The following is a 26,994-nucleotide window of genomic DNA, read 5'->3' on the forward strand; positions in this document are numbered from 1 at the left end:
CGATTTGATATCGGGTTTTTTTATTTATAGATATCTTCCGCTGAGCTCTTGCCCATGTGGAATTAAATCTATATTCCACTGTGCTACTGCCTGCTTGAGCATCACTTCGGGGCGGTCTAAATCAACGTTAGGTTGTCCCAGTGCTTGTATGGCTTGTTGTAGCAATTCAGGCGCTTTAGATAAATCGAGTGCTTGAGCAAGGTTTTGCTTAGAGAGCTTTTGTCCTTGATCATTCATGGCGAGAGGGAGGTGCATATAGCTCAGTTTAGGATATCCTAAAAGCTCGCCAAGCCAGATCTGACGTTCGGTGTTATCTAATAGGTCTGAGCCTCGAACGACATGGGTAATGCCTTGCAGATAATCATCCACGACGACAGCAAGTTGATAGTTAATAATCCCATCACGACGTTTAAGAACAAAGTCTCCAAGGTCATGTTGTAGATTAGAACAATGAAGTCCTTGCAGTCGGTCATCAAAACAGATCTGTTGATCTTTAACTTTTACACGAATTGCTTGGTCTTTAAAATCAAGATTGAGATTGCGGCATGTGCCTACATAGATTGCATTTGAACCCAGCATTTTGCGTGTACATTGACAAGCATAGATTAGACCCTCTTTTTTAAGTTGATCTAATACACTCTCGTAAATGTCTAAACGGTTTTTTTGAAAGATGATTTTTGCATCGGGTTCGAACTGGAAGGCTTCCAGTGAGGTGAGGATATGCTCTTCACTGCCTGGATAAATACGAGGGATATCTGTGTCTTCGACACGAACCAGCCATTTGCCTTGGTGAGCTTTAGCATCACAATAACTGGCGACAGCGGTAATGAGTGATCCAAAATGCAAAGGGCCGGTTGGCGAGGGCGCAAACCGACCTGAGTATGAAAAGCTAGGCTTTTCTTGAGTAGCTACAGCGGTCATATTAACCGTTATTTTGCTTCTCTTTAATTTCTGCCAAAGTTTTGCAGTCAATACATAACGTTGCAGTTGGACGTGCTTCTAAACGACGTAAACCGATTTCGATACCACATGTTTCACAGAAACCGTAGTCTTCGTTTTTAATTGCTTCCATAGATTGTTCGATTTTACGAATTAACTTACGTTCACGGTCACGTGTACGCAATTCAATTGCAAACTCTTCTTCTTGGGTGGCACGGTCATTTACATCTGGCAATGCAGTTGATTCGTCTTGCATCGTATTCAACGTACGATCAACTTCAGACATTAATTCAGCTTTCCATGCTTGCAGAATTTGTCGGAAATGCTCGAGCTGTCCTTCAGACATGTACTCTTCATTTTTCTTAGGTTGATAAGGTGCAATACCAAATAAACTTGCAGTTGTGCCTATGTCAGAAGTTTTAGGTTTCACTTTACGTGCACGTTTTGCAGAAGCTTTGTCACCTTCCACTACAACTTCTGTATGTTCATCCAAAACTTGGTTGTGGTTGTCATTCGCCATAATAGGGCATTCCTCATCATACACGTATTATCTATACGCAAAAAATATGGTGATATGCAAGTGTTTTTATAGAAAACCATCGATGGGATTTTCCCATCGGGTCGTCATCATATAGATTTTTCCTGCAAGATGATAGTCATTCCGTCCCGTAAATATTTTCAAAACGTGTTTACCCTAGTCATAATTGCATATAAGCATATATAAAATAGAGCTAATAGCCTGAAATATTGGTATTTATAAGGCCCTGAAAATTTTCAAGACGGAAGACTTCTGTTTCAAAACTACCATCGTTTTTTAGACGAATGTAACGGTAGCCGGGAGCATTTTGGTCTAGGGCAAACTCATTACTAAACGGTTTAAACTGCACGCTTGTTGAGGGGGTCGAGAAAAATTCGATCCCTTGCCAAGTGTTTAGTGAGTCTTGGTGAACGTGCCCGCAGATTAAAGCTTTTACATTCTTAAATGGAGCTAATGTAGTAAGCAAAGCATTAGAGTTTTGTAATTTGTGATGATCAATCCATTTAGATTTCATTGCAAAAGGATGATGATGACAAGCCAATAAAACAGGGTTATCTGAAAATTCTTCGAGTAATGTCGCTAAATTTTGTAGTTGTTCTGGCGACAGGTGCCCATTAATCTGACCTTTTACTGCACTATTTAATAAAATAACGCGCCAGTTTCCTAAACAAATGACCACAGGTTCCTGATGATTTTCTTTATGTAATGGAAAATGATCAACGTTATCATGATTGCCCAGTGTCTGGAAAAATGGCAGACCTAACGTTTGCATATATTGAATATAACGTTTGTAGGTAATGGGCGTTGGTGCTTGAGCCAAATCTCCAGTGTGGATGATGGCATCAGCTTCAGGATGTTTTTTCAGGATCTGTTGAATAATGGCATGAAAACTTTCTTCAGGATTCATCCCCACAAATTCTAAGTGTGGATACTCCAATAAGTGGGTATCGGTAATTTGTATAATGACATGGTCTTTTTGTGAAAGTGTTGAGACTTGAAAAGTCACCGTCCTACCTCGTCGGATTTTATTATCGTTGTGATGTGTTGAGATAGCCATTGTAACGCCATAATGACAGGGGCATTTCTCAAACGTCCTTGACTCAATAATGTTGATATTTCGCTGTAGTCAAACAGGTGTAAAAGAATATTTTCACCTTCATCAGGCATGCCAAAAACCCCACCTTTAGATGGTAAGTTGGTTTCAGCAGCATATAAGTGAAATAGTTCTGAACACGCCCCAGCAGATGGATAAAAGCTAAATAGATGATCTAAATGATTAACTGTGCATCCTGACTCTTCAAGTGTTTCACGGCGAATACAGCTCTCTGGCGTTTCATCTCCATCCAATACACCAGCAATTACTTCCAATTGCCACGGCGAATCGGGGTCATTAATTGCACCTACACGAAATTGTTCAATCAGCGCAAACTGTTGTCTTTGATCATTGTAGAGTAGAACGCCAGCCGCTTCTGGGCGATGAATCAGTTCACGTTGTAATACATGAGTATATTCAGTTTGATTAAATAGACGATGTCGAAGGCTGACTTTTTCAACTTGAATAAAACCACGGAATAGAGATTCACGTGATGTTACTTCGACATCTTTAGATGTATAACTTGGACGTTCAACAATACTCATGATTCGATCAGGACGAAATCTATTTATTTCATCCTAACCGAGAATCATGGCTAGGCAAGTGTTTTTTTTGAATATTTACACTTTGTGATACAGTTTTTGACCTTGCTCTTGATAAACCTCTTTCATCGCTTTGAGGCCTTCTTCAACCTCTGAATTGCTATTAGTGAGGTTGTTGGCATAGTCACGAACATTCTGGGTGATTTTCATCGAACAGAATTTTGGTCCACACATTGAACAGAAGTGAGCGGATTTATGAGCCTCTTTTGGTAAGGTTTCATCATGCATGCTACGCGCTGTGTCAGGGTCTAGACTTAAGTTGAACTGATCATCCCAACGGAATTCAAAACGTGCTTTTGACAGGGCATTATCGCGAACTTGCGCACCCGGATGTCCTTTCGCAAGGTCAGCAGCATGTGCCGCAAGCTTGTAGGTAATAATCCCGTCTTTAACATCTTTTTTGTTTGGTAAACCCAAGTGTTCTTTTGGTGTCACATAACAAAGCATCGCTGTGCCGTACCAACCAATCATGGCTGCACCAATTGCAGATGTAATGTGATCATAACCCGGAGCGATATCAGTCGTTAAAGGCCCAAGCGTATAGAATGGTGCTTCTTTACACACTTCTAGCTGAAGGTCCATGTTTTCTTTGATCATGTGCATTGGTACATGACCAGGGCCTTCAATCATGACTTGAACATCATGTTCCCATGCACGATGAGTCAGCTCACCTAGTGTTTTAAGTTCGCTGAACTGTGCTTCGTCATTCGCATCTTGAATACAACCCGGACGTAAGCCATCACCTAAGCTAAATGAAACGTCATAGGCTTTCATGATTTCACAGATTTCATCGAAATGAGTGTATAAGAAGTTTTCTTCATGATGCGCTAGACACCACTGCGCCATGATTGAACCACCACGAGACACAATACCTGTTAAACGGTTTGCTGTAAGTGGCACATAACGAAGCAATACACCTGCGTGAATCGTGAAGTAGTCAACGCCTTGTTCGGCTTGTTCAATCAGTGTGTCTTTGAAGATTTCCCATGTTAGGTCTTCTGCAACACCATCAACTTTTTCAAGCGCTTGATAAATCGGTACGGTACCGATTGGAACAGGTGAGTTACGAATAATCCATTCACGTGTTTCATGAATGTTTTTACCTGTCGACAAATCCATAATGGTGTCGGCACCCCAACGCGTTGCCCACGTCATTTTGGCAACTTCTTCGTCAATTGAAGAACCAAGCGCTGAGTTACCAATGTTGGCATTAATTTTAACCAAGAAATTACGGCCAATAATCATTGGCTCAAGTTCTGGATGGTTAATATTGGCAGGAATGATCGCACGACCTTCAGCAACTTCTTGACGAACAAATTCAGGTGTAATTTCTTTTAAGTTTTTTGCACCAAAATTTTGTCCAGCATGTTGACGCATATCAACACCTTCACGCTGGCGTTGATTCTCACGAATTGCAATATATTCCATTTCAGGTGTGATAATACCTTGCTTGGCATAGTGCATTTGAGTGACATTTTTGCCAGCTTTAGCGCGGCGTGGGTTTTGAATATGAGCAAAACGAATGTCAGCGGTACGAATGTCTTTTAAACGTTCTTGACCAAAAGTTGAAGTTAAACCAGAAAGTACGTCAGTATCGTTACGTTCTTCAATCCAGTTTTGGCGAACTGAAGGTAAACCTTTGTCTAAATCAATTTGAACATTTGGGTCGGTATAAACACCTGAAGTGTCATAGACCATTACAGGGGGATTATGTTCGCCACCAAGTCCGGTTGGGGTATCGGTGAGAGAAATTTCCCGCATTGGAACCTGAATGTCAGGGCGAGAGCCTTCAATATAAACTTTTTTTGAAGCGGGTAAGATGCGAGTTAAATCTTTTGCATCTTGTTCATGTTGCGCTGAAATTTCAACAGAAGAGAGATTCGTTAACTGGTTCATTACATGATCCTTATGAATAACATCAACGAATCAAGCACGACCAAAAACGATGGCGGATTTATCTTTACTAGATAAATTTGAGGCTTTAGTTTTTAGATGGCTTGATTCCTACGCAGGTCTTAACCTGATCAGGTTCAACGGTACTTGTGATCAAACTTGTGTTGCGATAACACGAAATTTACACAATCTCAGCGAGCTATTACTCGCGCTCCGTCAAGCGAATTACAGACTAACATGATTTAGGTTGGCTGGCATTGTCAATTTGTATCTATACAAACGGCATCTATATGGCAGTCACGATAGACTTCAGTGTTCCATGGCGAATCAAATTTTAATAGCTGCTCAAGTTGTTCATGAGTAATCTGATAATTTGATTTTTTATCGCCATTCTTTTCAGTTAAATCTATTTTAAATTGCTTATTGCGCTCTTCTACAGGCGTGGCAATAAATTTAAGAAATTGCTGGGCAGGTTTCGCTAAACTCGACTGGCTCTGTGTAGATAGAAAACGGATTTGCTCAAGTGCATCTTTATCAATCCATGTGTTCGGTGCATATTCATCTGAAACAGGGGTGTTATCTAGGCCAAAGAAAATAAAATAGCGATATTCGTTAAAGAGTAATTTTGCATCACCAATAAAGTGGCTTTTTGGATATTTTTGAATAAATTTTTCCCAAAACAGCGAACGTTCAGTAAGTTCTTTCCACGAAACAGCCAAAGCTCCATCGTTATAGAAAATATCCTGATTGTCTTTGGCCATACGAGTTAAGAACTCTTTTTGGTCAGCAGGTAAGGCTTTAGAAAAAACATCAACTAAATAGTTTGGCTGACGTCGATAGGTAAACATGCCTTCGCCTTGGTAGAGTAGTTCAATATAGGCTTGACCTTCATGTTGAAGTAAATATTGATCACGTGGGCTCAGTTGGTCGAAGAGTTTTTTCTGACTTTGGATGACCTTTTTAAGGTCTTGTTGTTTATGTTCTAAAACAGCATAGCCAAAAGCCTCAAACGCTCTACCTGTTTTTTCAGTGTAGTCTTGTTTAATAAAACGCTGATACATGGCTGTTGATGCATCAATCAGCTTAAGCTGTTCATCATTTTTTAAAGATGGAACACAGGTTTTAAGTTTTTCATTAATTTGATTTAAGTCTTCTATTTTGCTGTTTTGATTAATCGTGTGCATAGCTACCATAATTTGTAAGCAGCTACTGTCTTGTTTTTGAGTGGCCTTTTGCTCAGTTGATTTTTGATCTTTAGATACAGTCTGATCTTGCTCTGATGTTTTATTGCATCCAGCTAAAAGTAGTGCGCTGCACATACTCATCATTAGAACTTTTTTCATCATTGTATTTTTATCAAAGTGAATATTGCTCAGATTATAACTCGGAAAAAGATTGCATCATTGTTAGAAATCTTTATTATTAGGTAGGTCGGTCTACTTAAGTTAAAGCTATGAATGATAAAACAGCAAGACAGAAAATTCTCGATGCCGCTTCAACTTTGTTTTATAACGATGGCATTACTGCAACTGGAATTAACTCGGTTACGGCTAAAGCAGATGTTGCTAAGATGTCGCTTTATAATAATTTTTCTTCAAAAGGTGAGCTTGTCGATGCCTACATTGCTGCACGACATCAAGAGTGGCTTGATCTCTACCAAAAGCGTTTAGAAAAAATAAAAACAGCTAAAGAAGCCATCTTGGCCGTATTTGATGCCTATCAAGACCATGCAGAATTTGCCTATGAAAAAGGCTTTCGAGGTTGTGGGTTATTGAATGCTGCGGCTGAGTTTCCGGCGAATAGTGCAGGGAGAAGTTCGGTAAGACAGCATAAAGAAGAAGTCGAGGCTATTGTTGCTGAGCATTTAAAAAAATTGATATCAGACTCACAGCGGATTAGCTATGTGGCTACGCAGCTTTCTTTTCTTTTAGAAGGCTCTATGGCACGAGCAGGCTTAGAAGGAAATAGTCGTCAACTCCTGTTAGCAAAACAAATGGCAGAAGACATTTTAAATAGAGAATGCCCACATGATTAGCCTCATTAAAAATAGTAGCTATGGGGGCACAATTGCGATTTTAGTTGCCTCTGTTTTGTGGGGAACAACCGGTACTGCGGCCGCATTTGCACCGACACTTGGCCCACTCGCTATTGGTGCCGTAGCGATGGGCGGTGGAGGTCTTTTACAAGCTTTGGTCGCATCAAGAGCGATACGTGAAAACCGACAATTTATAAGAGAAAATCTTTTAATACTGCTTTTAGGTGTAACAGCGGTTGGTATTTATCCTTTGGCTTTTTATTCCTCAATGCATTATGCAGGCATTACGATTGGTACTGTGGTTTCAATTGGTTCTGCTCCACTGATAGCAGCAATTTTAGAGCGTTTTTTTGATCGCAAAGCTTTGTCAGCTATCTGGTTTCTAAGTTTTATTTGCGGTGTGCTTGGCGTAACAATGTTGTCGATGGGTGAAAGTCATGCAGTTGTAGACGGTACAAATCAATGGAATAAATACTTCGGTATTTTTCTTGGGCTTGTCGCAGCTACAACTTATTCACTTTATTCATGGGCTGCAAAAAGATTAATAGATCGAGGTGTCGCCTCTAAAGCTGCAATGGGCATGATTATGGGTGGTGGGGCAGTTATTTTGCTTCCTACTTTGTTGGTTACAGGTGGTGGGTTATTACAAAGCTCAACCAATTTACTTGTGGCTGGTTATATGATGCTAATTCCTATGTTTTTGGGTTATTTACTTTTCGGTTTTGGACTAAAAACAGTAAATGCCAGCAAAGCGACGACCTTAACTTTATTTGAACCTTTAGTTGCTGCGATTTTTGCCATTGTGTTGGTGGGTGAGCATGTTTCATGGTTGGGTTGGATAGGCATGCTTTTGATTTTTATTTGTATTTTAATATTGTCAAAAACTGAGAACGCTTAAAAAAACTAAAACTTTTAATGGCTTGAGTTTGATTCGAATTTTTCTTAGTCTTAAAGGCAAGTTTTATCGTTGATTTGAACAATGAAAATAAAATTAATGGTCGCTGTTGGCCTTTGGAGTTTTGCATCTTCGAGTTTTGCTCTAGATTTGGTTGAGACTTATGAGCGCGCAAAACAAAATGATCCGACATGGCAAGCCAATCAACAACAATTTGAAGCAGATCAACTTAATTTAGGTTTGGCAACGGGAGCGTTATTACCCACCGTTACACTGTCTGGAAACATTACGCGTAATCGACAAACTGTAAAGCGTTCAAACTTTCCGGGTGTTGATCAAGAAGGGCTTTCTGATGCTTTGGTGAGTAATACCTCAACGACTCGGCAAGCGACCTTAACAGCACGTCAGCCATTGTTTCGAATGGATGCTTGGGAAGGTTATAAACAAGTTAAAACTTCGGTTGCCTTAAGTGAAATTACCTTAAGACTGCAAAAACAAGATCATGTTTTAAATGTAGCAGAAGCCTATTTTAATGTACTGCGTCAGCAGGCACTGAGTGTTGCATACCTACAAGAAGAAAAAGCTTTGCTTGAGCAGCTTAATATGATGAATGCCAAACTCAAAGAAGGTTTGGTGGCGCGTAGTGATGTGAGTGAAGCAAATGCTCAATACCAAAATGCCAGAGCCAATCGTATTTCAACCAATGTTCAATTACTTTTAGCCCAAGAACAGCTGTCTGAATATATTGGTTCTTATCAAGATAAACTTGCTGTATTACGAAGTGATTTTAATTTTCAAAAGCCTTATCCAGCAGAACTTAATGACTGGCTTTCTTTGGCGCAGCAAAAAAACTTAAAGATCCAGCAAGCCCGTTTACAGCAACAGTATAGTGAAGATCAGCGCCGTGTGGAAAAAGCCGCGCTTTATCCTCAAATAGATGCTGTGGCGAGCTATGGTTATACCAAACAGACCCCAGAGACACTCATTTCGACTGACGGAAAATTTGATCAGGTTGGGGTAGAAATGAACTGGAATTTATTTAATGGCGGGCGCACTCGAACATCAATTAAAAAAGCGACTGTAGAAGCCAGTAAAGCTCAAGCTCAACTTGATGCGGCCGTCCGCCGTGCCAATGTTGATGTGAAAAGTGCCTTTATGCAAGTGGATACAGACCAAGCCAAACTCGAAGCAAGAAAAGCTGCAATGGATTCATCTTCCTTAGTTTCGCAAGCCTCGAAAGCGAGCTATAACGAAGGCTTAAAAAGTATGGTTGATGTTTTATTGGCGCAGCGTAATGCTTTTTCTGCAAAACAGGATTATCTTAATGCTCAATATGACTATTTATTGAATGTGCTTCGTTTAAAAGCTGCGGTAGGCCAGCTCGGGGAAAAAGATCTGGTTGAGCTTAATAGCTGGTTAACTTATCAATAATAAAATGCTTTTATCTGAAATTTAATTTTGTCATAAAAACTTAATGATTGCTGTGTTTTAATGCTCAATCATTTTATTCCTGCGCCATCATGTTGGAGGCTTCCCTTGAGTCCAAGTAATCCGGTGTTAACCCATCATATTTCTTCTCAATTTAATGAAGATTTGCAAGATGTAAACACAAAGTTTATGACCATGGGTGGCTTGGTCGAACAACAGGTCGCAAATGCAATTCATTCTTTGCTTGATACAGACGCAAATTTAGCGATTGATGTTCAATTTAAAGATAATGCAGTCAATCAATATGAACGTGATATTGATGAAGGCTTGACGTTAATTTTGGCGCGTCGTCATCCAGCAGCGATTGACTTGCGTATGGTTATTGCCATGAGTAAAGCCAATACTGACCTTGAGCGTATTGGTGACGAAGCTGCAAAAATTGCCCGTATTGCACAGAACCTTTGTGAAGAGGGTGGTTCGCCTCGTGGCTACATGGAAACACGTCATATTGGTAACCAAGTTCGTGTCATGATTCATGATGCACTTGATGCTTTTGCACGTTTAGATGCAGATCAAGCTTTACGTGTACTTTTAGCCGATGCTGACATCGACCGTGAATATCAGTCAGCAACACGTACATTAATGACCTATATGATTGAAGATCCACGCCATATTGCTCGTGTAATTAACGTCATGTGGGTTCTACGTTCTTTAGAGCGTATTGGTGACCATGCACGTAACATTGCTGAGCAAGTCATTTATATGGCAAAAGGCTTTGATGCTCGTCATACCAAAATTGAAGAAATTGAAGCTAAAGTCCACGAAAAGTAATTTTGAGCTGAAATATTTAAAGGCCTTGTTTGAAACAAGGCCTTTTTTATTTGTTTAAAAATAATAGATAAAAAAATGTCCCGAACTTTGGGGGGAAGTTCAGGACAGAAAATCAAGTGCATAAACACGACAGGGATCGTGTTCTTCTTGCTATGAATTGATATTAAGTTCTTTACTTTTTGATGTCATGTAGAGTCCTGTTCGCTCTATGTAAGGCTTTTTATGCTTGTGTAAGTTTCACGTAAAAAAAGGCGGGTCTATGTGTATAGGACCCGCCTTTTTAATGATGAAGAAGCTAAAACAAACCGATTATTCTGGTTTCCAGCCTTCAGCTTTTTCTACGCTTTCATCATTGTTAAAGAACTTCTCACGTTGTTCTTCAAGGAACTTCTTCGCATCTGGTTCAAACACGTTTAAGCGTTTTTCATTAATCAGCGTAGTTTGGTGTTTTAACCATTCTTGCCATGCTTGCTTAGAAACATTTTCAAAAAAATCTTGGCCTTTAGCACCTGGGAAAGGAGCGAAGTCTAAACCTTCCATTTCCTTTTGATATTTGCGGCAAAAAACTTGTCGACTCATGGTTTATCCTTAAGCGTATAACTGTTCTAAACGTGTATGGGCACGAGCAATCGCAGCTTCAACCTGTTTTGGTGAAGTTCCGCCAATATGATCACGTGCATTTACAGAAGCTTCTAGTGTTAAGGCTTTATCAAATACATCTGCTGTAATTAAGTCAGAGAATTGCTGTAATTGCTCAAGTGTGAGTTCAGATAAATCTTTTTCTTCAGCAACACCTAAAGCAACAGCTTTACCTACAATTTCATGAGCATCACGGAAAGCAACGCCTTTTTTCACTAGGTAGTCAGCAAGATCGGTTGCAGTCGAGAATCCACGAAGTGCAGCTTCACGCATGATTTCAATATTTGGAACCAATGCAGGAATCATATCTGCGAAAGCCATGAGTGAACCACGAACCGTATCGATTGCATCAAATAAAGGTTCTTTGTCTTCTTGGTTGTCTTTGTTGTATGCCAATGGTTGACCTTTCATGAGCGTAAGTAAGCTAATTAAGTCACCAAATACACGGCCAGATTTACCACGGATTAGCTCTGGAACATCCGGATTTTTCTTCTGCGGCATAATTGAAGAACCAGTACAGAAGCGGTCAGGAATGTTCACAAATTTGAACTGTGCAGAAGTCCAAAGAATCAGTTCTTCAGACATACGTGATAAATGCATCATGATAAGTGCAGCAGCTGCATTAAATTCGATGGCAAAGTCACGGTCAGATACAGCATCAAGAGAGTTTTCAGATACAGCTTCAAACCCTAAAAGCTCTGCTGTATATGCGCGGTCAATTGGATAAGTTGTACCCGCAAGAGCAGCAGATCCAAGCGGCATACGGTTAACACGTTTACGGCAGTCTTGGAGACGTTCAGTGTCACGTACCAACATTTCAAACCATGCTAACAAGTGATGACCAAAAGTCACAGGCTGAGCAGTTTGTAGGTGTGTAAAGCCCGGCATAATGGTATTTACATTTTTGGCAGCCAAGCCTAACAAGCCTTTTTGTAAACGTTCTAATAATTTTAAAATATCATCAATTTCGTCGCGTAGGTAAAGACGAATATCAGTTGCAACCTGATCGTTACGGCTACGGCCTGTGTGTAATTTTTTACCTGTAATGCCAATACGTTGAGTCAAACGTGATTCAATGTTCATGTGAACATCTTCAAGATCGATGCGCCACTCAAAGTTTCCAGCCTCAATTTCTGAGCGAATGGTGCTTAAACCTTCAATAATGTCATCGCGTTCTGCTTCTGTGAGTACGCCAACTTTCGCAAGCATGGTAGCATGCGCAATCGAACCAGCGATGTCTTGCTTATAAAAACGTTGGTCAAACTGAACAGAGGCGGTAAATTCGGCTACAAAAGCGTCCGTCGCTTCAGAAAAACGACCACCCCACATACCTGAGGTTTGGTCTGGGGTTACTGAATTAGGGGGATTTGAAGATGTGGTCATGGTGGCTCAGTAAAATAAAAAAGAGTATATCACTTGCCGAAGCTCAACAAACAAAGTTGTTTCCTACAGCATACCGAAATCAAAATTCCTCCTATTTTTTTACGAAAAACGGGCGTTGGCAACACTTATTCGAATTAATTATCGCAAGTAATGTTTTGGCTCTGGTCTTAGCATTGGCTGAAGCACAGTCTTGGCAAGCCTTGAGCGGGGGAAGGCTTTTTCAATACATCGTTTTTATTAACTGGGTAATATTGTCCTTTTTTGCCTTGGTTGAGCGTTTTCAAGCTTTTTTTAACACTTTACGTCAAGAATTTGCCTTGGCTATTGGCTTTATCATGTTGCAAGGTATTGTTGTTTTAACCACCTTAATGAGTAATTTTTTTCAGTTTGGTCTTTTAAATAAACATGCTTCTTTAACGCAGGGATGGAGCATTTATTTTACCAATGTGCCTTTATATCTAAGCTATGGAATATTACTCGGGGCTTTCTGCCTACGTTATTTATATGTCAGAGAACAATGGTTACATCAGCAATATGCAGAATTAAATGCCCGTATTCAGGCCATGCAAGCGCGAATTCATCCTCATTTTTTATTTAATAGTCTAAATAATGTAGTCAGTTTAATTGCGATAGATCCAGATAAAGCAGAAAGCATGCTTATTAGTCTGTCACGTTTATTTCGTGCCAGCTTCCAAGAATTGAAATTGGTGAGTCTGCATGAAGAAATCGAGCTAAGTAAACAATATTTAATGATTGAACAGGTCCGTTTGGGAGAGCGCTTAAAAGTAGATTGGAAAGTCGAGCTTTCACCTTTGCAACTCAAACAGATCACCATTCCTTTATTGACATTACAACCTTTGTTAGAGAATAGTATTTTTCATGGGGTAGAACCAATGATGGGTAAGGCAACCATAGGGGTATTGGTTGAAATATTGCAAAATCAGGTCAGTATAGTCATTACCAACCCATATACAGACGATACAATAAAATCAAGGAAAGGGCATGGAATCGCGCTTGAAAATGTTAAGCAGCGCCTGAAAGCATATTATGGGAGTTCCGTAAGATTTCAGGTTTATAAAGGTGAAACCTTATATACCACCATTATGAGCTATCAATATCAAACAAAATAATAAGTTAGTCAGAGTTAACCATAAAAAAATGGATCAAGTTAACGGTGACAAGGAGGATGAATGAAGGTGCTGATTTGTGATGATGAACCACTTGCAGTGGAGCGATTATCACGTTTAGTTTCAAAGATGGGACATGAAGTTGTATCAACGGCTCATCATGGACAAGAGGCCTTGGAACAGGCGCGGCTTCATCAACCGGATGTAATTTTACTTGATATTCAAATGCCAGGTATGAATGGTCTTGTCTGTGCGGAACAGCTAAGTCAGCTAAATCCTCGACCTGCGATTGTATTCTGTACGGCCTATGACCAACATGCATTGGAAGCATTTAAGTCTCAAGCTCAAGCTTATCTTCTTAAACCCATTGATCCTCAAGAACTTGAACAAGTTTTTAGTCAATTGACTCAGCTTACTCAAGCACAGCTTAATGCTTTACCACAACATGATTTTTTACATGATCTAAAAACACAACGACATCAAATTGCTGCAAAAACCTATCGTGGGGTTGAGCTAATTCCTGTTGAAAATATCTATTATTTTTTAGCCGATCAAAAATATGTCACGGTGCGTCATCAAAATGGCAGTGTATTAATTGATGAAACTTTAAAAGAGCTTGAAACCGAATTTGCAGATCAATTCATTCGTATTCATCGAAATGCCTTAGTTGCAGTTGCATATTTAGATGGACTAGAGCTCGTTAGCTCTGGGCAATATCAGGTTCGTTTACGTGGCTTAGATGAGCGACTTTCGGTGAGTCGTCGACATTTATCTATGCTTAGAGAACGGATCCATCAGCTCTAAAGTTAAAAAGAGTTATCTTGGGCGTGCGAGATTTTACTTGCAATTTTAAGGGATCAAGTTAAGTTTAGGGTGTATTGTTTGACCAGCCCATACTTGAATTTATGAAAACCTTGAAAATTGCTACACGACAAAGCCCACTTGCTCTTTGGCAGGCAGAATATATTCGTGCCCGATTACAGGAGCTTCACCCAGATTTAACGGTGGAGTTGGTTAAATTTGTCACTCAGGGCGATAAAATCTTAGATACGCCTTTAGCAAAAATTGGTGGGAAAGGGCTGTTTGTTAAAGAGTTAGAAGCAGCACTTTTAGATGGGCGTGCAGATTTAGCTGTACATTCAATGAAAGATGTTCCGATGGCTTTGCCAGAAGGTCTAAGCTTGGCAGTAATTTGTGAACGTGAAGATCCATTAGATGCGTTCGTTTCAAATCAATTTGAAAAATTTGCTGACCTACCTCAAGGTGCAAAAGTAGGGACCTCAAGTTTACGTCGTAAATCTCAAATTTTAAAACAACGTCCTGATTTGCAAATTATTGACTTACGTGGAAATGTTGGCACACGTTTAGCGAAACTAGATGATGGTCAATATGACGCTATTATTTTAGCTAGCGCTGGTTTGAAGCGTTTAGGATTGTCAGAACGTATTCGTCATTGTTTAACACCAGACATTAGTTTGCCTGCGGTGGGTCAAGGTGCGTTGGGCTTGGAATGCCGTGCAGCTGACCAAGATGTATTAGCTTTAATTCAACCACTATTGCACGAAGAAACAGATGTTTGTGTACGTGCTGAGCGTGCTTTTAATGCCTATCTTGAAGGTGGTTGTCAGGTTCCAATTGCAGGTTATGCCACACTACAAAATGGACAAATCCATATTGAAGGTCGTGTCGGAAGTCCTGATGGGCAAACATTATTACGTGCTGAACTGACAGATGAAGCTAGCAATGCTCATCAACTGGGTGAAAACCTTGCTCGAAACTTACTTGATCAAGGTGCGGGTGAGCTATTAAAGGCTCTTTACTAAACCATGTTGTTTATTAATACTCGACCTGATTCTCGTGCCGCTGAATTAACAGATGCTTTGCAAAATGAAGGTTATCAGGTTGAGTCTTTACCTCTTTTAGAACTCGTTGCTAAACCCTTTTCCGAACACTTACTTCAGCTTTACCAACAATTAGTTAAAGCACAAGCTATTGTTGTGGTCAGCCCAACTGCTGTTGATGTGGGTATGCAGTACTTAATACAAAGTGGTTTAAAGCTAGATGACTTAAAACATATTCATTGGATTGCGGTTGGGCAGGCTACGGCTAATCGCCTTCATGAATATGACGTTGATGCACATATTCCAGATGTGGAAACTTCTGAGGGAATGTTAAACCTGCCGATTCTTCATAATATGAATCAGGCTGGTAGTATCGCTTTCTGGCGAGGAGAGGGTGGACGTCAATTTATGATGGAAACTTTGCAGCAGCAAGGTATTCAGATTTTAAATTTCATTTTATATCATCGGCAATGCCCAGAAACCTCATGTTCTACATTCAAACATCTGACACAGAATTCAAATTATAATTTACACAAATGGCTGGTCTTAATTACCAGTGAGGCCAGCTGGAAATATTGGTTAAAGCTTTGTTTAAAAAATAATGTACAACCTGATTGTGTATATTTGGTTTTAGGCCCACGTCTTTTCCAAATTGTTAAAGAATATCGCGATCAACAACAGGCTCATTTTCACATTATTCAACTTGAAAATTTATCGCCTTCGGGGATGATTCATCACATTCAGGCATTATAAGGATTCGTATGAGAAAACTTGTTTCTATCATCATTTTACTGGGCATGGCTTGGTTGGCTAAGCTCAGTTACGATATGTGGCAAATTTCTCGTACTGTTCCCGAGCTTAAGCAAAGTCTGCTTCAATCAGAACAGCACTATGCCAATCTAAATGATCAATTGGTTGCTTTACAGCGACAACTACAGAATCAACCTGTAAATACAGGCGATAAACTAAGTTCAGTGGGGCACCCGGATGCTCCACCGACAGGTATTGCTCCTACAGTTTTAATTAAACAAAAGTTAGATTTAATTCAATTTGCAATTGATCAGCAGCAATTGATTTATGCAGTTGATCAATTAAATCAGTTGCAGCTATCTCTCGTGCACTATGAAATTGCTCCAGCATTGCAACATAGCTTGAACCAATCGCTTGAACAGGATAAGCAAGCAGTACAACAATTCACTTTGGCTCAAAATCAGCGCCATCAATTGATCGACGATTTATTACAGACGATTGATAAAAATATTCAGCAAGCTTTAGCTCAGCCTAAGCTTGAGATGGATCAATCCGAGTCTGTGTCTTGGTGGAAAAAATGGTTCCGCATAGAAAAAGTAGAAACGCCGTCTATTAATTTAATGAATCGAAGTGTGGTACTCAAAGAAGTGCAATTAAGACTATTAATTGCTGAACAGGCACTCAATCAAGGCAAAATGACAGAGTACCAAAACGAGCTGCAATCTGTGATGCAAAAATTAGATGAAATGCCTGATGCAACGAGTCAGCAGTTAAAAAAACGTATTGCTAAAGTGGCACATTTATCGATAGTGCCTGTTCCTAAATTATCTACACTTGGTCTAATTGGCTCATAAGGAGGAGATATGAAACACCTCCTGTCGGTTTATTTCGTAATTAGTTTAATACTCTTTGCCGCTTTAGCTTTATTGAGTTATGGCTATGGAATGGGTTATGTCTACATTTACTGGCGACAATTGCAGTTGCAAACAAATGTCTGGGGATTAACCCTTGCTTTTGTGGTCATGAGTTTTATTGCTCAACTTATATGGCTTTGGGTTAAACGTTATTCCTCTCGCGAGCAGAGGAAAAGTGAAAACATCTTCCAGTTTAAAAACCTTCATCCCTATGAACAATTAGGTATTGTCTGGTTATTAGAGGCCGCCGAAGATCAACGTGTATTTATTGAACGTGTTTTTACTCAGTCAGCGCTTTTAAAAAATATTATTGATGCCAAATTTCTGGTTTTAAGTGGGGACTATCCAAAAGCATTGGCTGCTTTAGATCAATCACCGCCTATGGCATTTGAATTGGCAGAGTTAGAACGAATCGAAATCTTTTTAGCCCAAAACGAAGCTGAACGTGCATTAACTCATCTTGAGTTTTTATACCAGCATCAGTTATCGCCTTGGCTTGAGGAAATAGAAACAGCCTACCAGCAACGATTAACTGCGTTATGGGGGCAATTGGCGCTGCAACACCCATGGGTGTATTTACGGTCAATGAAGTATGGTTTGCTAGATGCTGAGCACCGTGATTTATGGTTACAGCAACTTCTTCAGCAGTTTGATGAAGCTTCTGTTGATGATCTGCATGCTTTGCAACAACGTTATCTGGATTTAGAGTCTGAAATTCAAACTCGACCTTATAGCAGTAAGTTGTTATGGCTCAAACTATTGGCGCGTATGCCTGATATGAGTATGCAACACGCAGCCTTAACACTACACTTATTAAAAGAACAGTTCGATCCAGAAGTGTTTTATCTGTGGTTTCAGCAGCAACTGCTTAAACAGGTTCCAGACTATGCAGATGTCGAAGAAAAAATTATTGAGTTTGAAAATCAATATATGAATTTGCCTGTTTTAACCTTTGCAAAATGGCATATCTATATGGCAACTGGACGTCAAGCAGAGGCTGAAACATTATTATCATTATATCCAGATAATATTTTAATGAGCTATTTACGTATTAAGTCTACGCTTAATGAAGATGAAGTATTAATCAAACAGTTAAACCTAATCTTTGAAAATGATGCGAATTTTTTAAAATTTAAAATATGAGGCGAAAATGAAAGAACTGTCTGTCTACCCGATAATATATGAACAGAAAGTCGCATGGGGAGATATGGACGCTTTCGGTCATGTCAATAATGTACAATATTATCGATATATTGAAAGCTCACGTATTTTATATATGGAAGCAATAAATATATTAACGCCACAATTATATACCGTCGTAGCCTCAAGTCAGTGTAAATATTTAAAGCCAGTTTTTTATCCAGATGTACTGAAAGTCGGTGTTCGCGTGGAAGAGCTCCGTAATAGTGCATTCCGTATGGTTTATATATTATGGAGTGAGACACAACAGCAAATCGTGGCTACTGGTGAAGCGGTTATGGTCTGCGTAGATAAATTAACAGAACGAAAATGTGAAATACCTCAGGAAATAAAACAAAAAATTATTGAGCTAGAAAAATCTGTTGGGCATGACTTAATACATTTATCTTAAATAAATATTAATAAAATATATTTCATTTATAATTGATAATGTAATTAAAAGGTAATTTTTTTAGTTATTCTGATGAACACGGCTTTCAAACTATTGCTTATTGAATAGATTATAAATAATATTGGTCTTGATTTTATGTTTTTAAATTTTGTCTGTATTATTTTGAATTGTCTGTAAGACTGGAGTATTTATTAATGAAACCGGATATCAGTGAATTATCTGTTGAAGAGTTAAAACGCTTACAAGAAGAAGCGGAAGCTTTAATTGCAAGTAAAAAAGATCAAGCAATCGAAGATGCTTATAATCAAATTATCGAGATCGCTGAAAATGTAGGTTTTAGTGTTGAACAACTTCTTGAGTTTGGTGCTCAAAAACGTAAGAAAACAACACGTAAATCTGTTGAGCCACGTTACCGCAACAAAAACAATTCTGAAGAGACTTGGACTGGTCGTGGTAAACAACCACGCTGGTTAGTTGCTGAAATTGAAAAAGGCGCAAAACTTGAAGATTTCTTAATCTAATCGTATTGCCGATTTAAAAAGCCAGGCAGATTTGCCTGGTTTTTTTATGCATAAAAATAACTAAAGTGTGTTTTGAAAATTATTTAAGAAATTGGGTGTTTAAATTCATCTTTAAATAGATTGTTGAGATCAAATTTGCATTTAGTTCTTTTAGCACTCGGTTTTCATGATTTTGTCATACGTTCAACTTATAGTCTTAATACCGAAGCCAAGCCCGATTGCTTGGTTTTTTTATATGAAGTGAATTGGCGATGTTGAAAAAGTATGCATAATGTCAGACTAGAGAGCTACTCTCAAAATAAGGACGATAATTTGCATGTTGGTAAGGCTGAATGAAGAAAAAGTCTAAGCAATGGAAGTGGTGGTTATTTGCACTCATTGCATTTTTAATTTTTATTATTTTACAGATCCCGGCGACGTGGCTAATTTCTAAATTTTCAAAGAATAATCAAACTCTACACAATGTAAGTGGAAATATCTGGCAAGGCCAAGCAGATTGGCGGCGTGGTACTTTGAGAGGCTCGATTCATTGGAAAACTAGACCTCTTGACCTGTTTTTATTACGGTTCGCTGCTGATGTAGATATCCATAGTGGAAATACCCAATTATCTGGGGTAATGGGCTATGGCGTGGGTAAAAAAGTAATTGTAAAAGCTATGAATGGTCAGGTTGCGCCTGAAACATTAAAACAAATTGTGAACTGGCAATGGCCTGTGAATAGTATCCAGTTAAAAGATATTAATTTTAATTATAAAAAAGAGCAGGGTTTCGCCGCAGTTGATGGTCAATTGCATTGGGGTGGCGGTGCTTTAATTTATAATATTGGTGATCGTCAAGACCGGATGAATATGCCTTCTTTAAATGGGCAACTAACGGATCAAAACGGTCAATTACAAGTTGATATACGTGATCAACGCAGTCAGAAAATGGCGAATCTTTTATTAGATGCCAACATGATGCTTGATGTGCAGCTTACGCAAAGATTATTACTGAATATTCCATCTTATGATGGAAAAGCTGGTTTAGATACATTTGTCATTAGTTCTCGTCAGCCCTTAATACAAGGGGGTAACTAATGAAAGTGTGGATTGAGAAATTACAGCACCTACAATGGCAAAAATTAGATCGGTTAAGTGTGGTTGTATTTGCCGTTTTAATTCTATGGCTGTGCTGGAAATTGGCTTCATTATTTTGGTGGGTGATTGCACCTCCTCAAATGATGCAGTTTGATCGGGTAGAGTTAGGATCACAGCAACCACAAATTCCTAACATTAGTACTTTTTCGCTTTTTAATGAACCTTCAGCCAATGCAGCTCAGGAAAATGTCAATCTAGAATTACAAGGCGTGCTGCTGGGTTATCCCAACCGTTTTTCTTCGGCTGTGATTAAGCTTGATAATACTGCTGACCGGTATCGGGTGGGAGAAACAATAGGTTCTACCTCTTATCAGTTGGCAGAAGTTTATTGGGATCACGTGATATTGCGTCAAGGTAATGGAAGTACGCGTGAACTTCAGTTTAAAGGTTTGCCAAACGGTTTATATCAACCTATGACGCCAGATGCCTCCCAACCAGCTGCAACTGCGCCTCAGTCGTCGGCACCTGTTAATACGACTCAAGAGGCGTTAGGGCAGGCTATTCAGCAAATGCAGGGGAACCGAGAGCAGTACCTCAAAGATATGGGGGTAAGCGGGAACTCAAGCGAAGGTTTTGAAGTTACAGAACGTACACCCACTGCGCTTCGAAATAAGTTAGGTTTAAGGCCGGGTGACCGGATTGTTTCTTTAAACGGTCAAGCGGTTGGGCAAGGACAAACGGATGTGCAGTTACTTGAACAGGCTCGTCGAGCTGGGCAAGTGAAATTAGAAATAAAACGTGGTGATCAAGTGATGACCATACAACAAAATTTTTAGTGATAACACGTCACCATAAGAGTTAGGAATTATCGCAAGTTATGGCTTTATTGAATCATCAACGTCCACTTTGGGCATTACTTGCAGCAGCCCCATTGATTGCGACAGTGAGCAGCAGCGTCTATGCCCAGACATGGAAGATCAATTTACGTGATGCTGACTTAACTGCATTTATTAATGAAGTTGCAGACATTACGGGGAAAAACTTTGCAGTAGATCCGCGAGTGCGTGGCAATGTCACAGTAATATCGAATAAACCCCTTAATAAAGATGAAGTTTATGACCTATTTCTTGGGGTCTTGAATGTAAATGGGGTGGTGGCAATTCCTTCAGGGAATACCATCAAACTTGTGCCAGATAGTAATGTTAAGAACTCGGGAATCCCTTACGATTCTAGAAATAGACTGCGTGGTGATCAAATCGTCACTCGAGTCATTTGGCTTGAAAACACAAATCCAAATGATTTAATTCCAGCACTTCGCCCTTTAATGCCGCAATTTGCACATATGGCTGCGATAGCAGGCACTAATGCGCTAATTGTTTCGGACCGAGCTGCAAATATCTATCAACTTGAAAATATCATTCGTAACCTCGACGGTACAGGGCAAAATGATATTGAAGCTATTAACTTGCAATCAAGTCAGGCAGAAGAAATCATTACTCAACTTGAGGCAATGAGCGCTACGGGAGCATCTAAGGATTTTAACGGGGCCCGTATCCGTATTATTGCAGACAACCGAACAAATCGTATTTTAGTAAAGGGCGATCCTGAAACGCGTAAACGTATTCGCCACATGATCGAAATGCTGGATGTGCCTTCAGCAGACCGCTTGGGCGGCTTAAAAGTTTTTCGATTAAAATATGCAAGTGCAAAAAACTTATCTGAGATTCTACAAGGCCTCGTAACAGGACAAGCTGTTTCTTCGTCAAATAGCAATAATTCTTCTAATTCATCGAATCCAATCAATAATTTGATGGGTAATAACCAAAATTCCAGTTCAAACACCTCTGGTTCAAATGGTAGCTCAATTTCTACGCCATCTATTAACCTAAATGGTAATTCAAACAGTAGTAATCAAAACAATATCTCTAGCTTTAGCCAAAATGGTGTGAGTATTATTGCGGATAATGCCCAAAACTCGTTAGTGGTTAAGGCTGACCCACAATTAATGCGTGAAATTGAATCTGCGATTCAGCAGCTAGATGTTCGCCGTCAGCAAGTTCTTATTGAAGCTGCCATTATTGAGGTTTCGGGTAAAGATGCCGATCAATTAGGGGTGCAATGGGCACTTGGTGATATCAATAGTGGTATTGGTTTAATTAATTTTACGAACGCTGGTTCAAGTCTAGCTTCACTGGCAGCTGGTTATTTAACGGGCGGTGCTTCTGGTTTGGGAAGTGCAATTGGAGCAGGTAGTTCAATTGCATTAGGAAAGTATAAAGAGGGTGCAGATGGTTCTCGCCAACTTTATGGAGCTTTAATTCAAGCTCTAAAAGAGAATACAGCTTCTAATTTGTTGTCTACGCCTTCTATTGTGACGATGGATAATGAAGAAGCTTATATTGTTGTCGGTCAGAATGTTCCATTTGTAACAGGATCGGTCACTACAAACAGTACAGGCATCAATCCATACACAACTGTTGAGCGTAAAGACGTAGGCGTGACATTAAAGGTTATACCTCACATAGGTGAAAATGGCACAGTTCGACTTGAAATTGAACAAGAAGTTTCGAATGTTCAGGCGAGTAAAGGTCAAGCGGCCGATTTAATTACCAATAAACGTGCGATTAAAACAGCTGTATTGGCTGAGCATGGGCAGACAGTAGTTTTGGGTGGTTTAGTTTCTGACGATGTTGAATTTAACCGTCAAGGTATTCCTGGGTTAAGCAGTATTCCATATGTAGGTCGATTATTCCGCTCGGATACTCGAAGCAATGTAAAACGTAATCTTCTCGTCTTTATTCATCCAACAATTGTGGGTGATGCAAATGATGTGCGCCGTTTGTCTCAGCAGCGCTACAATCAGCTTTACAGCTTACAATTGGCGATGGATAAAAATGGCAACTTTGCCAAATTGCCTGAACAGGTTGATGATGTCTATAATCAAAAGATGACACCGCCAAGTATTGCCTCTCAGCCAAAAAATTATCAGCAGGTTCCTTCAGGTGGCAAAAGCTCGACAGTAACAACACCTGTAGCTGTACAGCCATCGGTTCAAAGACAAACATTACAGTTGCCTGAACCTGAAGTTAATCGTACTAAAAATACCGTAACAACAACGACACTGCGTCCAAGCACAGCACCGTAGTAGCATGTTATGATTGATAAAAAATGAATAGGACATACGCATGACTTGGAAATTACAAGCAATTACTGGCGAAATTACTGGCCAAGAAATTAGTGTTGATCGTGATATGTTAGTCGGGCGCCATCAAGATGCTGATGTATTGTTGCAAGCCGCTGAAATTTCACGTCGCCACGCTGCATTGCTTTTAAAAGATCAATTGCTATGGGTGCAAGACCTTAATTCATCAAATGGTACATTCGTAAACGATATTCGTATTGAACAAGAAAAACAGCTGCATGATGGTGATATTGTTCAATTTGCTAGCTTTAAATTTTCTGTATTAGCGCCTGCGAAAGAAATATTAGATTTACCTGAAATCGAAGCAGAACCCGTGCAAACTGCTGCACTAACACAAGACCTAAGTGATCAAGGAATGCCAAGTCTTGCAGAGCGTGCTGCAGAAACAGAAGTTCGTCGTGATGGTATGCCACAGAATATCTCTATACCAAAGCCTGCACCTATTCCAGAGGGTGTGGATGTCAATGTAAAACAACCATCACCTGTTGCCTTTGAGGAGCCTGTTTCTCGTGTTGCTGAAGAAAAAGAGCAACAGAAGAATGCCTCAGTTGGTTTAATCACTATTATTATTTTAGTAATTTTAGCTTTATTGGCATGGTTATTCTTTAAATAATCCATTGCTGCTTTTACAATCAAGGCATGCTAAACGCATGCCTTTTAAATTTTGAGAAGAAGAAGATGTCTGTTGCACAATTAAGTAAGCGCGATTTAATTTTATTTGATCTAGATGGAACACTAGTTGATTCTGCTGCTGATTTATATAGATCAATGAATTTAAGTTTGCAAGAATTAAAATGGCCTTTAATAACAGAAGCCCAGATCCGAGCATGGGTAGGTAAGGGAGTGTCTAAACTCTGTGAAAGTGTTCTGCTTCATATTTTTGGAAAATTAGATGCTGAACAGCATAAAGTCCTCTTGCAGAAATTTGTTGACATATACGGTGCTGAACTTTGTGTGAATACTCAAATTTATCCTGGTGTAACTGAGTTTTTAAAGCATTGTAAAACTTTGAATATACATATGGCATGTGTTACCAATAAGCCTGTGCAACTTGCTCAAGGGTTACTTGATGCATTAGAACTTTCTTCTTATTTTCAAGTTGTACTTGGAGGCGATAGCTTGCCAGAGAGAAAGCCACATCCATTACCTTTGTTGCATTGCATGCAAAGTCTAAAAATATCTGCGTCACAATCATTAATGATTGGCGATTCAAGTAATGATATTGAGGCTGCGCGTCGTGCGGGAATTGATTGTATTGTGGTTAGCTATGGCTATAATCATGGAGAAAATATCTATGATTGCAAGCCTCAGCAAGTGGTTGATAGTTTGGCTGAGTTAATTATCTAATGAGTGAAATGGAGATCAGCATGAATAAGCGTATGGTTTTTCGATGGCGTGTCTAAATCGAAACTAGAAAAACACACTTTTAAATCGAAACCATATTAGAGAAAAATTCATGACTACTTTAGCGCAATTCGAACAGCTTAAAGCATCAGGTTACAACACTATTCCAGTTTATCGTCAGCGTTTAGCAGATACGGAAACACCTTTATCTGTTTTTGCTCGTTTTAAGGAGCAAAAACAAGCTTATTTATTTGAGTCGGTTGAAGGTGGTGAAAACTGGGCGCGTTACTCTATGATTGGTTTGGGTGAATCGACAGTTTTTTCATGCAATGCAGGTGTTTTATCTATACAGCATGCTGATGGTTCGATCACACAAGAAGATTGTCTAGATCCATTTGAATATATTCGTGAATTCCAGAAGCAATTTACAGTTCCACCAGCTGAGCTTTTACCAGACTTACCAAGTTTTACTGGCGGGCTGGTTGGTTATTTAGGCTATGATGCAGTTCGCTACATAGAGCCACGTTTAAAAAATGTTCCTGCGGCTGATCCAATTACATTGCCGGATTTGTGGTTAATGCTATCAAAAACGGTCATTGTCTTTGATAACCTTAAAGATACTCTGTTTTTAATTGTTCATGCCGATACAGCACAGCCAAATGCTTATGAAGATGCGCAGCAAAAGTTAGATCAATTGGAACAGTTGTTGGCTACACCAGTTAGTTTGCAAGCTAAGCCGCATACACCCCCACATTTTGAATCGATTACAGGTAAAGCGAAATTTCTTGAGACCATAGAAAAGGTTAAAGAATACATCCGCGCGGGTGATGTTATGCAGGTTGTTCCTGGTCAACGTATGGTTTCCGACTTTGATGGAGAGGCTTTACAGGTTTACCGTGCTTTACGTCATTTAAACCCTTCGCCTTATTTGTTCTTAGTACAAGGTCAAACAATTACGGATAAAAAACCATTCCATATTGTAGGGTCATCACCTGAAATTCTCTCTCGTCTTGAAAATGGTATTGCGACAGTTCGCCCGTTGGCTGGTACTAGACCACGCGGAAAAACTAAAGAAGAAGATATTGCTTTAGAAAAAGACTTACTCTCTGATGAGAAAGAAATCGCAGAGCATTTAATGTTGATTGACCTTGGTCGAAATGACGTTGGGCGAGTTTCTAAAATTGGTAAGGTCAAAGTGACTGATCAGATGGTCATTGAGCGCTACTCGCATGTCATGCACATCGTTTCAAATGTACAAGGTGAAGTGCGTGATGATATCGATGCACTAGACGTATTTAAGGCAACTTTTCCAGCAGGTACTTTGTCTGGCGCACCAAAAATTCGTGCAATGGAAATTATTGACGAAGTAGAGCCTGTGAAAAGAGGTGTTTTTGGTGGGGCAGTGGGATATTTAGGATGGTATGGTGAAATGGATATGTCGATTGCAATCCGTACGTGTGTAATCCGTGATAAAAAAGTGTATGTACAGGCTGGAGCGGGCTTAGTTGCTGACTCAAATCCTGAATCGGAATGGAATGAAACCCAAATAAAAGCTCGCGCAGTGATCAAAGCGGTTGAATTATCATCAAACGGATTGATTTTATGAGTTTTTAGCAGTTTTTTTTAAAAAACTGCTTGCATCGTTTGGAAGTTTTGCTAAACTGCACACCGTTCCGATACGAAACGTACGAAACACTAAGAAGCGCCGGCATAGCTCAGTTGGTAGAGCAACTGACTTGTAATCAGTAGGTCCACAGTTCGAATCCGTGTGCCGGCACCATTTAAAGTGTGAAGTTGTTAAGTGTAGGATAACACTGAAATAAGTGTGATATGGTGAGATTCCCGAGCGGTCAAAGGGGGCGGACTGTAACTCCGCTACGAAAGTTTCGAAGGTTCGAATCCTTCTCTCACCACCATTAACTTCGATTGAAGTGCTAAGTATACCAGCATCGTGCGGGAGTAGCTCAGTTGGTAGAGCGGCAGCCTTCCAAGCTGCATGTCGCGAGTTCGACCCTCGTCTCCCGCTCCATCGAAGGATAATCGCTCTTATAGCTCAGTGGTAGAGCACTCCCTTGGTAAGGGAGAGGTCTCGAGTTCAAATCTCGATAAGAGCTCCAGATACAGTTTAGTAGATTTTCTACAAAGATTTAAAAAGCAGGCTTATTAGTCTGCTTTTCAAGTATTGGGTGTTTGATTTTTTAGGCGATATGTCGATGCTGAGTCTTGCTCAGAATTGTGTTCGACGTAAACGAGGACTATAAACATGGCTAAGGCTAAGTTTGAACGTAATAAGCCACACGTAAACGTGGGCACAATTGGTCACGTTGACCATGGTAAAACAACTTTAACTGC

General features: G+C 39.7%; 27 protein-coding genes, 4 tRNA genes and 1 riboswitch. Of the genes, 23 read left to right on the forward strand and 8 right to left on the reverse strand.

All coding sequences use genetic code 11. From position 1 onward, the window contains the following. Window positions 1-24: 24 nt before the first annotated feature. The 6 genes from gluQRS to AC1PJP_RS07160 all read right to left on the reverse strand — a co-directional run bounded on the left by gluQRS (window position 25) and on the right by AC1PJP_RS07160 (window position 6,411). Window positions 25-921, reverse strand: coding sequence for a tRNA glutamyl-Q(34) synthetase GluQRS (gluQRS, locus tag AC1PJP_RS07135; protein ID WP_479766736.1), 897 nt, complete (start codon window positions 919-921; stop codon window positions 25-27). A gap of 1 nt (window position 922) precedes the next feature. After that, window positions 923-1,459, reverse strand: coding sequence for an RNA polymerase-binding protein DksA (dksA, locus tag AC1PJP_RS07140; protein WP_002121205.1), 537 nt, complete (start codon window positions 1,457-1,459; stop codon window positions 923-925). Between the two features lie 211 nt (window positions 1,460-1,670). Further along, the gene (gene cpdA, locus AC1PJP_RS07145) at window positions 1,671-2,483 is read right to left on the reverse strand and encodes a 3',5'-cyclic-AMP phosphodiesterase (RefSeq protein WP_111855719.1); all 813 of its coding nucleotides are present in this window, start codon (window positions 2,481-2,483) and stop codon (window positions 1,671-1,673) included. Further along, entirely contained in the window at window positions 2,480-3,115 is a 636-nt protein-coding gene (locus AC1PJP_RS07150) for an NUDIX domain-containing protein (RefSeq protein ID WP_144735583.1), read from the reverse strand. Before AC1PJP_RS07150 ends, cpdA begins: the two co-directional genes overlap by 4 nt. A 75-nt stretch (window positions 3,116-3,190) precedes the next feature. Then, window positions 3,191-5,068, reverse strand: coding sequence for a phosphomethylpyrimidine synthase ThiC (thiC, locus tag AC1PJP_RS07155; protein ID WP_443270932.1), 1,878 nt, complete (start codon window positions 5,066-5,068; stop codon window positions 3,191-3,193). An 88-nt stretch (window positions 5,069-5,156) separates the two neighbouring features. Further along, window positions 5,157-5,291, reverse strand: a riboswitch (TPP riboswitch). Between the two features lie 34 nt (window positions 5,292-5,325). Then, window positions 5,326-6,411, reverse strand: a complete 1,086-nt coding sequence (locus AC1PJP_RS07160; protein ID WP_479766737.1) for a hypothetical protein — start codon at window positions 6,409-6,411, stop codon at window positions 5,326-5,328. A gap of 107 nt (window positions 6,412-6,518) precedes the next feature. Here AC1PJP_RS07160 and AC1PJP_RS07165 point away from each other — a divergent pair, with 107 nt between their 5' ends. The 4 genes from AC1PJP_RS07165 (at window position 6,519) to phoU (ending at window position 10,254) form a co-directional block, all read left to right on the forward strand. Beyond that, window positions 6,519-7,100: a TetR/AcrR family transcriptional regulator gene (locus tag AC1PJP_RS07165; RefSeq protein ID WP_151767120.1), complete on the forward strand. Its 582-nt coding sequence runs from the start codon at window positions 6,519-6,521 to the stop codon at window positions 7,098-7,100. Beyond that, entirely contained in the window at window positions 7,093-7,998 is a 906-nt protein-coding gene (locus AC1PJP_RS07170) for a DMT family transporter (protein ID WP_479766738.1), read from the forward strand. The genes AC1PJP_RS07165 and AC1PJP_RS07170 overlap by 8 nt, the downstream gene beginning before the upstream one ends. Before the next feature lie 81 nt (window positions 7,999-8,079). Beyond that, on the forward strand, window positions 8,080-9,426 hold the full coding sequence (gene abuO, locus AC1PJP_RS07175) for a multidrug efflux outer membrane protein AbuO (RefSeq protein ID WP_465221461.1): 1,347 nt from the start codon (window positions 8,080-8,082) through the stop codon (window positions 9,424-9,426). Between the two features lie 105 nt (window positions 9,427-9,531). Then, on the forward strand, window positions 9,532-10,254 hold the full coding sequence (gene phoU, locus AC1PJP_RS07180; protein ID WP_013199117.1) for a phosphate signaling complex protein PhoU: 723 nt from the start codon (window positions 9,532-9,534) through the stop codon (window positions 10,252-10,254). 309 nt (window positions 10,255-10,563) lie between these two features. Here the strand turns inward: phoU and AC1PJP_RS07185 are convergent, their stop codons facing one another. Both AC1PJP_RS07185 and argH read right to left on the reverse strand, forming a co-directional pair. Then, window positions 10,564-10,833 carry an oxidative damage protection protein gene (locus AC1PJP_RS07185; RefSeq protein WP_004795121.1) on the reverse strand — a complete coding sequence of 90 codons (270 nt, stop codon included), beginning with the start codon at window positions 10,831-10,833 and terminating at the stop codon, window positions 10,564-10,566. 9 nt (window positions 10,834-10,842) lie between these two features. Next, complete coding sequence (gene argH, locus AC1PJP_RS07190) at window positions 10,843-12,276, reverse strand: argininosuccinate lyase (protein ID WP_002121138.1); 1,434 nt, start codon at window positions 12,274-12,276, stop codon at window positions 10,843-10,845. Here argH and AC1PJP_RS07195 point away from each other — a divergent pair. The 19 genes from AC1PJP_RS07195 to AC1PJP_RS07285 form a co-directional block, all read left to right on the forward strand. Beyond that, on the forward strand, window positions 12,267-13,406 hold the full coding sequence (locus AC1PJP_RS07195; RefSeq protein ID WP_312323143.1) for a sensor histidine kinase: 1,140 nt from the start codon (window positions 12,267-12,269) through the stop codon (window positions 13,404-13,406). The genes argH and AC1PJP_RS07195 overlap by 10 nt on opposite strands. Before the next feature lie 60 nt (window positions 13,407-13,466). After that, window positions 13,467-14,207, forward strand: coding sequence for a LytR/AlgR family response regulator transcription factor (locus AC1PJP_RS07200; RefSeq protein ID WP_013199115.1), 741 nt, complete (start codon window positions 13,467-13,469; stop codon window positions 14,205-14,207). Window positions 14,208-14,308: 101 nt separating this feature from the next. Beyond that, entirely contained in the window at window positions 14,309-15,226 is a 918-nt protein-coding gene (hemC, locus tag AC1PJP_RS07205) for a hydroxymethylbilane synthase (protein WP_198308295.1), read from the forward strand. Window positions 15,227-15,229: 3 nt separating this feature from the next. Further along, entirely contained in the window at window positions 15,230-15,997 is a 768-nt protein-coding gene (locus tag AC1PJP_RS07210) for a uroporphyrinogen-III synthase (RefSeq protein WP_416716382.1), read from the forward strand. 8 nt (window positions 15,998-16,005) lie between these two features. Further along, window positions 16,006-16,848, forward strand: coding sequence for a hypothetical protein (locus tag AC1PJP_RS07215; RefSeq protein ID WP_416662464.1), 843 nt, complete (start codon window positions 16,006-16,008; stop codon window positions 16,846-16,848). Between the two features lie 9 nt (window positions 16,849-16,857). After that, window positions 16,858-18,051 (forward strand): heme biosynthesis protein HemY, encoded by a 1,194-nt coding sequence (locus AC1PJP_RS07220; RefSeq protein ID WP_479766739.1) that lies wholly within the window; start codon window positions 16,858-16,860, stop codon window positions 18,049-18,051. Window positions 18,052-18,058: 7 nt separating this feature from the next. Continuing rightward, window positions 18,059-18,499, forward strand: a complete 441-nt coding sequence (locus AC1PJP_RS07225) for an acyl-CoA thioesterase (RefSeq protein ID WP_479766740.1) — start codon at window positions 18,059-18,061, stop codon at window positions 18,497-18,499. A 194-nt stretch (window positions 18,500-18,693) separates the two neighbouring features. Continuing rightward, window positions 18,694-19,020, forward strand: a complete 327-nt coding sequence (locus AC1PJP_RS07230) for an H-NS histone family protein (RefSeq protein WP_002053185.1) — start codon at window positions 18,694-18,696, stop codon at window positions 19,018-19,020. A 332-nt stretch (window positions 19,021-19,352) separates the two neighbouring features. Next, on the forward strand, window positions 19,353-20,096 hold the full coding sequence (gene gspN, locus AC1PJP_RS07235) for a type II secretion system protein N (RefSeq protein WP_005301710.1): 744 nt from the start codon (window positions 19,353-19,355) through the stop codon (window positions 20,094-20,096). Continuing rightward, a complete protein-coding gene (locus tag AC1PJP_RS07240) occupies window positions 20,096-20,932 on the forward strand; it encodes a type II secretion system protein N (RefSeq protein ID WP_479766741.1) in 837 nt (278 codons plus the stop codon). The genes gspN and AC1PJP_RS07240 overlap by 1 nt, the downstream gene beginning before the upstream one ends. A 41-nt stretch (window positions 20,933-20,973) precedes the next feature. Beyond that, window positions 20,974-23,241: a type II secretion system secretin GspD gene (gene gspD / locus AC1PJP_RS07245; RefSeq protein ID WP_174743872.1), complete on the forward strand. Its 2,268-nt coding sequence runs from the start codon at window positions 20,974-20,976 to the stop codon at window positions 23,239-23,241. 40 nt (window positions 23,242-23,281) lie between these two features. Continuing rightward, window positions 23,282-23,911 carry an FHA domain-containing protein gene (locus AC1PJP_RS07250; RefSeq protein WP_199944030.1) on the forward strand — a complete coding sequence of 210 codons (630 nt, stop codon included), beginning with the start codon at window positions 23,282-23,284 and terminating at the stop codon, window positions 23,909-23,911. 65 nt (window positions 23,912-23,976) lie between these two features. Next, the gene (locus tag AC1PJP_RS07255; protein WP_267531730.1) at window positions 23,977-24,645 is read left to right on the forward strand and encodes a phosphoglycolate phosphatase; all 669 of its coding nucleotides are present in this window, start codon (window positions 23,977-23,979) and stop codon (window positions 24,643-24,645) included. 109 nt (window positions 24,646-24,754) lie between these two features. After that, window positions 24,755-26,248, forward strand: a complete 1,494-nt coding sequence (gene trpE / locus AC1PJP_RS07260; RefSeq protein ID WP_479766742.1) for an anthranilate synthase component I — start codon at window positions 24,755-24,757, stop codon at window positions 26,246-26,248. A 98-nt stretch (window positions 26,249-26,346) separates the two neighbouring features. Beyond that, window positions 26,347-26,422, forward strand: a tRNA-Thr gene (locus tag AC1PJP_RS07265). A 52-nt stretch (window positions 26,423-26,474) separates the two neighbouring features. After that, window positions 26,475-26,558 (forward strand) — tRNA-Tyr (locus AC1PJP_RS07270). Between the two features lie 37 nt (window positions 26,559-26,595). After that, window positions 26,596-26,671 (forward strand) — tRNA-Gly (locus AC1PJP_RS07275). Window positions 26,672-26,684: 13 nt separating this feature from the next. Continuing rightward, window positions 26,685-26,759: transfer RNA gene (locus AC1PJP_RS07280), tRNA-Thr, on the forward strand. Window positions 26,760-26,905: 146 nt separating this feature from the next. Next, window positions 26,906-26,994: GTP-binding protein (locus AC1PJP_RS07285; protein ID WP_072292276.1), on the forward strand; the 89-nt coding region annotated here is incomplete at its 3' end.

The sequence above is a fragment of the Acinetobacter sp. V116_7 genome (assembly GCF_056735735.1).

Bases quoted from the DNA above. Each gene is read 5' to 3' on its own strand.
- AC1PJP_RS07185 (WP_004795121.1), bottom strand. From the start codon at position 10,833: ATGAGTCGACAAGTTTTTTGCCGCAAATATCAAAAGGAAATGGAAGGT.
- AC1PJP_RS07150 (WP_144735583.1), bottom strand. From the start codon at position 3,115: ATGAGTATTGTTGAACGTCCAAGTTATACATCTAAAGATGTCGAAGTA.
- AC1PJP_RS07170 (WP_479766738.1), top strand. From the start codon at position 7,093: ATGATTAGCCTCATTAAAAATAGTAGCTATGGGGGCACAATTGCGATT.
- dksA (WP_002121205.1), bottom strand. From the start codon at position 1,459: ATGGCGAATGACAACCACAACCAAGTTTTGGATGAACATACAGAAGTT.
- AC1PJP_RS07255 (WP_267531730.1), top strand. From the start codon at position 23,977: ATGTCTGTTGCACAATTAAGTAAGCGCGATTTAATTTTATTTGATCTA.
- AC1PJP_RS07195 (WP_312323143.1), top strand. From the start codon at position 12,267: ATGTGGTCATGGTGGCTCAGTAAAATAAAAAAGAGTATATCACTTGCC.
- hemC (WP_198308295.1), top strand. From the start codon at position 14,309: ATGAAAACCTTGAAAATTGCTACACGACAAAGCCCACTTGCTCTTTGG.
- abuO (WP_465221461.1), top strand. From the start codon at position 8,080: ATGAAAATAAAATTAATGGTCGCTGTTGGCCTTTGGAGTTTTGCATCT.
- AC1PJP_RS07230 (WP_002053185.1), top strand. From the start codon at position 18,694: ATGAAACCGGATATCAGTGAATTATCTGTTGAAGAGTTAAAACGCTTA.
- AC1PJP_RS07210 (WP_416716382.1), top strand. From the start codon at position 15,230: ATGTTGTTTATTAATACTCGACCTGATTCTCGTGCCGCTGAATTAACA.
- gspD (WP_174743872.1), top strand. From the start codon at position 20,974: ATGGCTTTATTGAATCATCAACGTCCACTTTGGGCATTACTTGCAGCA.
- AC1PJP_RS07165 (WP_151767120.1), top strand. From the start codon at position 6,519: ATGAATGATAAAACAGCAAGACAGAAAATTCTCGATGCCGCTTCAACT.
- argH (WP_002121138.1), bottom strand. From the start codon at position 12,276: ATGACCACATCTTCAAATCCCCCTAATTCAGTAACCCCAGACCAAACC.
- AC1PJP_RS07250 (WP_199944030.1), top strand. From the start codon at position 23,282: ATGACTTGGAAATTACAAGCAATTACTGGCGAAATTACTGGCCAAGAA.
- AC1PJP_RS07240 (WP_479766741.1), top strand. From the start codon at position 20,096: ATGAAAGTGTGGATTGAGAAATTACAGCACCTACAATGGCAAAAATTA.
- gluQRS (WP_479766736.1), bottom strand. From the start codon at position 921: ATGACCGCTGTAGCTACTCAAGAAAAGCCTAGCTTTTCATACTCAGGT.
- AC1PJP_RS07200 (WP_013199115.1), top strand. From the start codon at position 13,467: ATGAAGGTGCTGATTTGTGATGATGAACCACTTGCAGTGGAGCGATTA.
- AC1PJP_RS07220 (WP_479766739.1), top strand. From the start codon at position 16,858: ATGAAACACCTCCTGTCGGTTTATTTCGTAATTAGTTTAATACTCTTT.
- thiC (WP_443270932.1), bottom strand. From the start codon at position 5,068: ATGAACCAGTTAACGAATCTCTCTTCTGTTGAAATTTCAGCGCAACAT.
- gspN (WP_005301710.1), top strand. From the start codon at position 19,353: ATGAAGAAAAAGTCTAAGCAATGGAAGTGGTGGTTATTTGCACTCATT.
- AC1PJP_RS07160 (WP_479766737.1), bottom strand. From the start codon at position 6,411: ATGATGAAAAAAGTTCTAATGATGAGTATGTGCAGCGCACTACTTTTA.
- AC1PJP_RS07225 (WP_479766740.1), top strand. From the start codon at position 18,059: ATGAAAGAACTGTCTGTCTACCCGATAATATATGAACAGAAAGTCGCA.
- trpE (WP_479766742.1), top strand. From the start codon at position 24,755: ATGACTACTTTAGCGCAATTCGAACAGCTTAAAGCATCAGGTTACAAC.
- AC1PJP_RS07215 (WP_416662464.1), top strand. From the start codon at position 16,006: ATGAGAAAACTTGTTTCTATCATCATTTTACTGGGCATGGCTTGGTTG.